Genomic DNA, 7,928 nt, shown 5'->3' with positions numbered 1-7,928 from the left:
GCGGCTCCCCTTAATGCCAAAGACTTGGCGGTCTGCATGGGCAGTGCCTTCTCCGTCGGCCACGGATTCAGCCACGGCTTTGAACTGAGTGATCAGAAGAAACGCGTCGTCGGCTGTATGGGCGACTCGACCTTCTTCCACACGGGCATCAACTCCCTGACCGAAGTTGCCTACAACGGCTCCAACACGATCTGCGTCATCTTGGATAACCGCATCACCGGCATGACGGGCCATCAGGAAAATCCGGGCACGGGCTACAATATCAAAGGCGAACCGGCTACCCTCATCGATATCGAAACGGTCGTCAAAGCCTTGGGTATTAAGAATGTCCGCACCGTCAATCCGCTGGACCTCAAAGTCATGAAAGAAACCCTCGACTGGGCGTATGCAATCGAAGATGAACCGTCGGTCATCATCACCAAGTGGCCCTGCGTCCTCAAGAAGTTCTCCAAAGAAGATAAAGAAGAATTCGACCTCGATATGACACCGTGCGCCGTCGATACGGAAGTCTGCATCGGCTGTAAGAAGTGCTTGTCGACAGGCTGCCCGGCTCTGCGCTTCGACAATGAAGCGAAGAAATCCGGTATTTCTGAAACGGACTGCGTCGGCTGTACGGTCTGCATGCAGGTCTGCCCGGTTCATGCCATTTACAAGAAGGGGGATAAATAATATGTCAGACGTAAAGAGCGTACTCTTCGTCGGTGTCGGCGGTCAGGGTACTATATTAGCCAGTAAGATTTTAACCATCGGCCTCATTGAAAACGGTTACGATGTAAAAATGTCCGAAGTCCACGGCATGAGCCAGCGCGGCGGCAGTGTCAGCACGCAGGTCCGCTTCGGTAAAAAAGTTTATTCGCCGATCATCGGCGAAGGCTCGGCAGATATCCTCATTTCTTTCGAAGAAATGGAAGCGGCTCGCTATGCCAAGTTCCTCAAAAAAGACGGCAAGATGGTCGTCAATAAGATGCAGATTCCGTCCCTGCCCATCCTGTCCGGGGCCTGTTCGTATCCGGAAGGAATCTTAGAAGAATTACAAAAACGCGTACCGATTACCATTGTCGACGCAACGAAAATTGCGACGGACCTCGGGAATCCAAAAAGCGCCAACGTCGTCCTCTTAGGGTCTCTCATCGGATCCTTGGGACTGCATAATATCGATTGGAAGGCGATTATTGCCAAGGTAGTAAAACCTGCTTTTGTCGATATTAATTTAAAGGCTTTCGATGCCGGTATGGCCGCTGTATAATAGAGTGTGTGCTAGAGTAAAATGCCAGGCATGAAATGAAGTGCCTGGCATTTTTGGCACCCAAGGAGGAAGAAACACCATGCAACCTACGACAAAAGTACCAGAAGCACCATCTCTTCGTTCACGTTTATTCGGCAAATCCTATGAAATGTACGCACAGGCGGCGGGCATCACCGTCGACGAATGGAAAGCAGAAACGAAATTCAGCGGCATTGACCTCGGTTGGGTCATCCTGTGTGTCGGTATGTCTTTAGGGGCGGGAATCGTTTTTCTGCCCATCCAAGTCGGGTTATCCGGTTTGCTTATCTTTGCTCTCGTCGCTATCGTCGGTTATCCGATTGCCTATGCTCATCAGAAATTGTATTTGAACGTTTTGGCAGAAGCTCCTAAATGTGAGGATTTTGCAGGTATTATCTCCGGCTATTTGGGGAAAAATTGGGGTTTCTTCCTGGGTGCTCTATATTTCGTCTTTACGACGATTCTCCTCTTCTTGTATTCTACAGCGTTGACGAATGACAGTTCGTCCTTCTTAATGACTTTCGGCGTTACGGAATCGCCCTTGGTCGATAATCTGTTTTATGGCGTGGCCCTCATTTCCTTCTTGGTCCTCATCGCGTCCCAAGGGGAAAAACTGCTCATGAAGATCTCGTCGGGTATGGTCTTTACCAAAGCCATGGTCATCGCGGCTCTCGGCATCATCATGATTTCCCACTGGGATCTGGCCAATATCCTGATTCCGCCCGATGCCTTGTACGTCATTAAAAACTTTATCATCATGCTGCCCTTCATCGCCATGTCGATCGAATTTTTCGTAGCCCTCGGGCCGGTCGTCATCTATTTCCGCTCCAAAACGGATAATAAGGTCGTCGCCCATTATCGAGCTATGAGGGTTTATAACAGGGCGTACTTATTCTTAGTCGGATTGGTCGTTTTCTACACCATTTCTTTCAATCTGGCTATCAATCATGACCAGGCTGTCGTCGCCTATACGGCCAATATTTCCGCCTTGGCCCTGGCTGCGCAGAATATGGACGGCGCCTTGATCAAGGTCTTGAATCTGATTTTGAACATCTTCGCAGTGGTGACGGCTTTCTTTGCCATGTTCCTCAGCTTCCGCGATGCCTGTACGGGGATCGTTTTGAATCTGTTGAACCGGTTCATGAATGCCGATGCCATCCCGAAAAAGGTGATTACCTATGCTACCAGCCTGTGCTGTATCATCCTTTGCTGGGGCGTCATCGTCCTCAATGTTCCAATCTTGAAATTCACCCCGATTTTAGGCGGCCTCATCGGCATCATCGCCTGTTTCCTGCCGACCTACCTCGTCATGAAGCTCGATATCTTTAAGAAATACCGCACGTGGCGGTTAGTTCCCATCGTGTTTATGGGGTTCATTCTCCTCATTTCCCCGCTCATTTCGTTATTGTAACCTCTCATTGTATAAAGGAGTGACTCTTATGGCTTCCCAAGAAATGTACCGTTTAGGTTCCCAAAGTTCGGTTATCCGCGAACTCTTTGCTTATGGTCAGGAACAGAGTAAAATCGTCGGTAAAGATAAAGTGTTTGACTTCAGTATCGGCAATCCTACCGTTCCGGCACCGTCCTGTATTAAAGAAGCGATTGAAGATATCCTCGCCACCCGTGAGTCGGCAGCCATCCACGGTTATACGGCAGCCTCCGGCGACCTCAGCGTCCGTCAGGGCTTGGCCGACTACATGAACAAGACCTATCAGGCCGGCGTCGAAGCCTCTCATTTCTACATGACCTGCGGCGCAGCCGCATCCTTGACGGTTACCTTAAAGGCCCTCGTCGAAGGCCCGGACGATGAAGTCATCGTCATTGCGCCCTTCTTCCCGGAATACTCGGTATTCATCGCTAATGCCGGTGCGAAAGCCGTCGTCGTTCCGCCTGATACGGAACACTTCCAGATTCCCATGGATGAACTTGAAAAGGCGATTACGCCGCATACACGAGCCATTATCGTCAATTCGCCGAACAACCCGTCAGGCGTCGTTTATTCGAAAGAAACCTTTGAAAAACTCAGCTCTTTATTGACTAAGAAATCAGCAGACATCGGCCATGCCATCTACCTCATCGCCGATGAACCGTACCGTGAAATCATCTATGACGGACTTCCCATTTTATACGTCCCTCATGTCTATAAGAATACCATCGTCTGCTATTCCTACAGTAAATCCCTGAGCCTTCCCGGCGAACGTATCGGCTACATCCTCGTACCGCCCAGCGCTGAAAAAGCGGCTGAAGTCTATACGGCTGTCTGTGGTGCCGGCCGGTCCATGGGCTTCGTCTGCGCACCCCATCTCTTCCAGGATGTCATTTTGAAATGCATGGGCCAGACGTCGGATATGAACGTCTATGATGAAAACCGTAAATTGTTATATAATGGACTTAAAGAAATGGGCTATGACTGTGTGTATCCCAGCGGCGCGTTTTATTTATTCGTTAAGTCGCCCGAGGCTGATGCCAAGGCTTTCTCCGACAAGGCTAAAGCTTTGAACCTCCTCATCGTACCGGCAGACAGCTTTGGCTGCCCGGGCTATGTACGGATTTCCTACTGTGTCGAAGCCGACATGATTAAGCGCTCCTTCCCGGCATTCCGGCAGCTCATCGCTCAATACCAAGAAAAGAGGTAACAGACTATGAACGTATACGACGAGTACAAAGCGAAATGCTGCAGTGCCGACCAGGCCGTCAAGCTGGTAAAAGACGGCGACTGGGTCGATTACAGCATGAGCTGTGCGTATCCGACGGCACTCGACAAGGCATTGGCCCGGCGCCGTGACGAATTACAGGATATCAAGGTGCGCAACGCCATTTCCTGCCATCCCGTCGCTATTTTGGAAGCCGATCCGGAGAACAAGACCTTTACGTACAACCTGTGGCACTGCTCCGGTGTCGACCGGCAGTATCTCGATGCCGGCCGGGCTTATCACGAGCCGATGCTCTTCCGCGACTGCGGCTCCTACTACCGCCGGGGCTTTGCGCCGGTCAACGTGGCCATGATTACCGTATCGCCTATGGATAAGCAGGGCAATTTCTCCTTTGGCCTCACCAACGGCTGTCAGCAGGAAATGCTCGATGCAGCGGAACACATCATCGTCGAAGTCAATCCTAAGATGCCGACCGTCTTCGGCATGGGCAACGACCACATCCATATCTCGAACGTCGACGCCGTCATCGAAAGCGATGAACCGGTAGGCCTTGCCCCGAACCGCGAACCGGCAGAGATCGATAAGGAAATTGCCGGTAAAATCTTCCCCTATCTCCATGACGGCATTACCCTCCAGCTCGGTATCGGCGGCATGCCCAATGCCTTAGGCATCCTCATTGCCGAATCGGACTTAAAGGATCTCGGGATGCATACGGAACTCATGAGTGACGGCTATCTCAACCTCTATAAGGCCGGGAAGATCACCAATGATAAGAAACCCTTCCAGCGGGGAAAAGGTGTCTTCTCCATCTGCATGGGCTCGCAGGAGCTGTACGACTTCCTGGATCACAACCAGGACATCCTGTCAGCACCGATGTACTACGTCAACAACCCGGAAACGATTCGCCAGCTCGACGATTTCATCTCTATCAACAGCTGCATTGCCGTCGACCTCTACGGACAGGTCTGTTCCGAATCGGCCGGTACACGGCACATCAGCGGTACGGGCGGACAGCTCGACTTCGTCACCGGTGCTTATGCTGCCGAACACGGCAAGGCCTTCCTGGCCATGCAGTCCAGCCGCGTCGACCGCAAGGGCAAACGCCATTCCAACATCCTGCCGAAATTTACGGGCGGCGACATCATCACGACGCCCCGGACCCAGGCCCCGTACATCGTAACGGAGTACGGCGTGGCTAATCTGTCGGGCCTGGCCACGTGGCAGCGGGCCGAAGCCTTGATTGACATCGCCCATCCGGAAGTTCGGGAAGAATTGATTCAAGCCGCCGAAGAACAGCGTATTTGGCGGAGAAGCAACAAACGATAAAGTATGTAGCTTGCCTTGCAAGGGCATTTCTATAAGCGAAGAGTCTCTCATCATGCAGTGTGATGAGAGACTCTTTTTGTCTGCGTACTGCCTTAAATTTGTTATAATGTTGATAAAAATAATCTTTTATGCTACTATGCAGGTATAGTAAAACATGACTGAATCATCGATGAGAGAGGAGGTATTCAGCTTATGTTCAAAAAAATGGCAGTACTGATCGTTGCTTTTTCTGTCCTTTTGGGCGGTCTTTGTATGGCCGATAAGGCAGGTCCCCTTCCGGTGAGTGAAGCCTCCCTTGGCGGAATTACCTTAGGCAGTCCCATGAGTTACGTTAAAAGTATTTACGGGTCTCCGACGGAGCGGGGCTGGGTCCGGGCTCGTTTCACCAACGGGACGATTGCTAATCTCTATGGAAAGGGTTTTTACATCGTTGAATATCCCGATAAGTCTAAGGTATTAGAACTCTATGTAAATGCCCATAATGGGATTGCCACACCCATGGGAATCGCCGTGGGCGTTCCCAAATCGACCGTCGACAGACTGTATGGCAGTAGTACCTATTCGCAGGGCAAGTACTATTACTATACCCGGAATGCCATAGCCATTATGATCGTTTACGGAAACGACACCAATGGAGTTACGGTGGTTAAATCCATCAATATACAGTACCAGTCGTAACAGGCTCAATCAGGACTGCCTATGTCGTTATCATGGGCAGTTTTTTTGCGTCGAATAGAGGGCTGATACGTCTCCTTTTGAGAATGACGAAGATGGATATATCGGGGCTGCAAAAACATTGATGTAAATATTGTTTTATGATAATATGCAATTATATTGAGAAACAAACCGATAATAGAGGAGGAATTTTCTATCATGTTCAAAAAAGTGGCAGTTCTGGCATTTTCCCTTACTACCCTGTTGGCGAGCACCTGTTTGGCCATTATGACCGGCCCCGTTCCGGACAGCGAGGCGTCGCTCGGCGGCATCACCTTAGGAAGCCCCATGAGCTATGTGCGCAGTATTTACGGAGCTCCGACGGATCGAGTCCCGACCAAGGACTATATCCGGCAAGATGCTTTCAGCAACATCTACGGCAACAGCTTTTACGTCATCGAATATCCCAAGAACAGCAGTGTAGAAGAACTCTATGTGACGGCCAACAACGGCCTTGCCACGCCTATGGGGATTACCGTCGGCATTCCCAAGTCGACCGTCGATAAGCTGTATGGTGAAGGCAGCTTTGTCCAGGGATCCTATCGCTATCTGACGCAGGAAGGCAAAGTCATTCAAATCAAATACGTAGACGACGCCAATGATGTCGCCGTCGTTAAATCCATCTATATTCGCTATTCGGCGTAATAAATCAAACAAAGGATGATAGAGGAGGATTTTGTATTATGTTTAAGAAAATAGCCCTTATGATCTTTACCCTTTCTATGCTGGCCGTCGGCAGTTGTTTCGCCGCTATGGTCGGCAACGTTCCTGACAGTGAAGCTTCTCTGGGCGGAATTACCCTGGGGAATAAGATGACTTATGTCCGCAGTATTTATGGGGAACTGACGGAACAGAGACGGGCGAAGACGGTATTGAATGAAAATGCAATCTTGTATCGCTACGGCAAGGGATTTTTTATCCTTGAAAATCTCTATAACTATACGGTCGAGGAGATTTTGACCAATGCCAATAACGGGATTTCGACGCCCATGGGAGTTACCGTCGGCGTTCCCAAGTCCACTGTCGATACATTATATGGTGAAGGGCGTCTTTGGAACGGCGCTTATCTTTACCTGACGGACCAGGGGAAACGCATTGAAATCAAATATGAAGCGGATGCCAAGGGCGTTATGGTCGTTCAGTCCATTTACGTTCGTTATCCGGCGTAAGCTTTTTTGGCTTGAAACTGCTCGTGTCAGACGATACGGGCAGTTTTTTGCGGAATGGATGGGATGTAAGCGACGGGAAATGGAACGTCGATCCGAATTACCGGCCTGTTGTTTCTGTGAAAATATTGATACCAAGAGAATCGGTATGATAAGATAAACGTAGATTGATAAAACGAACGAGAATACGGAGGGAGTTGGTATTATGTTTAAAAAAGTTGCAGTCATGGTTTTTGCTCTTTCCATGATGGTGGTGAGTACCTGCTTAGCCTATACCTTTGGTCCGGTTCCTGCCAGTGAAGCCTCCTTGGGCGGCATTACCTTAGGAAGTCCCATAAGTTATGTCCGCAGTGTTTATGGTGACCCGACAGAGACTGCTTGGGGCAAGGACCGCCTCAATCAAGATGCTAAGTCATACCGCTACGGCAAGGGATTTTTTATCCTCGAGAGGCTCTATGACAATACCGTCGCAGAACTGATGACCAGTGCTAATAATGGGATTGCAACGCCCATGGGGATTACGGTTGGCGTTCCCAAGTCTACTGTTGATGCATTGTATAGCGGAGGGCGGTCCGGAAACGGATATACTAGCTATATGACGCAGAATGGGGCCTTGATTAAAATCACGTATGGCCGTGATGCTAATGGAGTTCTGGTAGTTACGTCCATCACGATGAGGTTCCCTGAGTAAGCTGTTCGTAGAATACGTACTGCCTGTGTCTGAGACATGGGCAGTTTTTTTGTGCCTCAAAACGTTTTTATAGGCGCATAAATAAGACCGCCGGACTGTCGAGGGATGGCGGA

At 49.9% G+C, this 7,928-nt stretch carries 9 protein-coding genes; all 9 read left to right on the top strand.

Annotation, left to right across the window (positions count from 1 at the left end; all coding sequences use genetic code 11):
- Positions 1 to 669: thiamine pyrophosphate-dependent enzyme (locus TX77_RS11370; RefSeq protein ID WP_044505197.1), on the top strand; the 669-nt coding region annotated here is incomplete at its 5' end.
- 1 nt (position 670) lies between these two features.
- A complete protein-coding gene (locus TX77_RS11365) occupies positions 671 to 1,246 on the top strand; it encodes an indolepyruvate oxidoreductase subunit beta (protein WP_044505196.1) in 576 nt (191 codons plus the stop codon).
- A 79-nt stretch (positions 1,247 to 1,325) separates the two neighbouring features.
- Entirely contained in the window at positions 1,326 to 2,675 is a 1,350-nt protein-coding gene (locus TX77_RS11360) for an SLC5/6 family protein (RefSeq protein ID WP_081651749.1), read from the top strand.
- A 28-nt stretch (positions 2,676 to 2,703) separates the two neighbouring features.
- Positions 2,704 to 3,900, top strand: coding sequence for a pyridoxal phosphate-dependent aminotransferase (locus tag TX77_RS11355; RefSeq protein ID WP_044505195.1), 1,197 nt, complete (start codon positions 2,704 to 2,706; stop codon positions 3,898 to 3,900).
- A gap of 6 nt (positions 3,901 to 3,906) precedes the next feature.
- Positions 3,907 to 5,244 (top strand): acetyl-CoA hydrolase/transferase family protein, encoded by a 1,338-nt coding sequence (locus TX77_RS11350; RefSeq protein ID WP_044505194.1) that lies wholly within the window; start codon positions 3,907 to 3,909, stop codon positions 5,242 to 5,244.
- A gap of 192 nt (positions 5,245 to 5,436) precedes the next feature.
- Positions 5,437 to 5,922 carry a hypothetical protein gene (locus tag TX77_RS11345; protein ID WP_044505193.1) on the top strand — a complete coding sequence of 162 codons (486 nt, stop codon included), beginning with the start codon at positions 5,437 to 5,439 and terminating at the stop codon, positions 5,920 to 5,922.
- 195 nt (positions 5,923 to 6,117) lie between these two features.
- Complete coding sequence (locus tag TX77_RS11340) at positions 6,118 to 6,603, top strand: chitin-binding domain-containing protein (RefSeq protein WP_049917367.1); 486 nt, start codon at positions 6,118 to 6,120, stop codon at positions 6,601 to 6,603.
- A gap of 38 nt (positions 6,604 to 6,641) precedes the next feature.
- Positions 6,642 to 7,127: a hypothetical protein gene (locus TX77_RS13050; RefSeq protein ID WP_049917366.1), complete on the top strand. Its 486-nt coding sequence runs from the start codon at positions 6,642 to 6,644 to the stop codon at positions 7,125 to 7,127.
- Positions 7,128 to 7,329: 202 nt separating this feature from the next.
- The gene (locus tag TX77_RS13045) at positions 7,330 to 7,815 is read left to right on the top strand and encodes a hypothetical protein (RefSeq protein ID WP_049917365.1); all 486 of its coding nucleotides are present in this window, start codon (positions 7,330 to 7,332) and stop codon (positions 7,813 to 7,815) included.
- The last annotated feature ends 113 nt before the right edge of the window (positions 7,816 to 7,928 follow it).

Origin of the sequence: Megasphaera massiliensis (genome assembly GCF_000455225.1) — a bacterium.
Classification (GTDB): domain Bacteria; phylum Bacillota; class Negativicutes; order Veillonellales; family Megasphaeraceae; genus Megasphaera; species Megasphaera massiliensis.
This window is presented reverse-complemented; position numbering and strand designations above follow the sequence as displayed.

Coding starts and splice junctions, on each gene's coding strand:
- TX77_RS11365 (WP_044505196.1), top strand. CDS start 671: ATGTCAGACGTAAAGAGCGTACTCTTCGTCGGTGTCGGCGGTCAGGGT.
- TX77_RS11360 (WP_081651749.1), top strand. CDS start 1,326: ATGCAACCTACGACAAAAGTACCAGAAGCACCATCTCTTCGTTCACGT.
- TX77_RS11355 (WP_044505195.1), top strand. CDS start 2,704: ATGGCTTCCCAAGAAATGTACCGTTTAGGTTCCCAAAGTTCGGTTATC.
- TX77_RS11350 (WP_044505194.1), top strand. CDS start 3,907: ATGAACGTATACGACGAGTACAAAGCGAAATGCTGCAGTGCCGACCAG.
- TX77_RS11345 (WP_044505193.1), top strand. CDS start 5,437: ATGTTCAAAAAAATGGCAGTACTGATCGTTGCTTTTTCTGTCCTTTTG.
- TX77_RS11340 (WP_049917367.1), top strand. CDS start 6,118: ATGTTCAAAAAAGTGGCAGTTCTGGCATTTTCCCTTACTACCCTGTTG.
- TX77_RS13050 (WP_049917366.1), top strand. CDS start 6,642: ATGTTTAAGAAAATAGCCCTTATGATCTTTACCCTTTCTATGCTGGCC.
- TX77_RS13045 (WP_049917365.1), top strand. CDS start 7,330: ATGTTTAAAAAAGTTGCAGTCATGGTTTTTGCTCTTTCCATGATGGTG.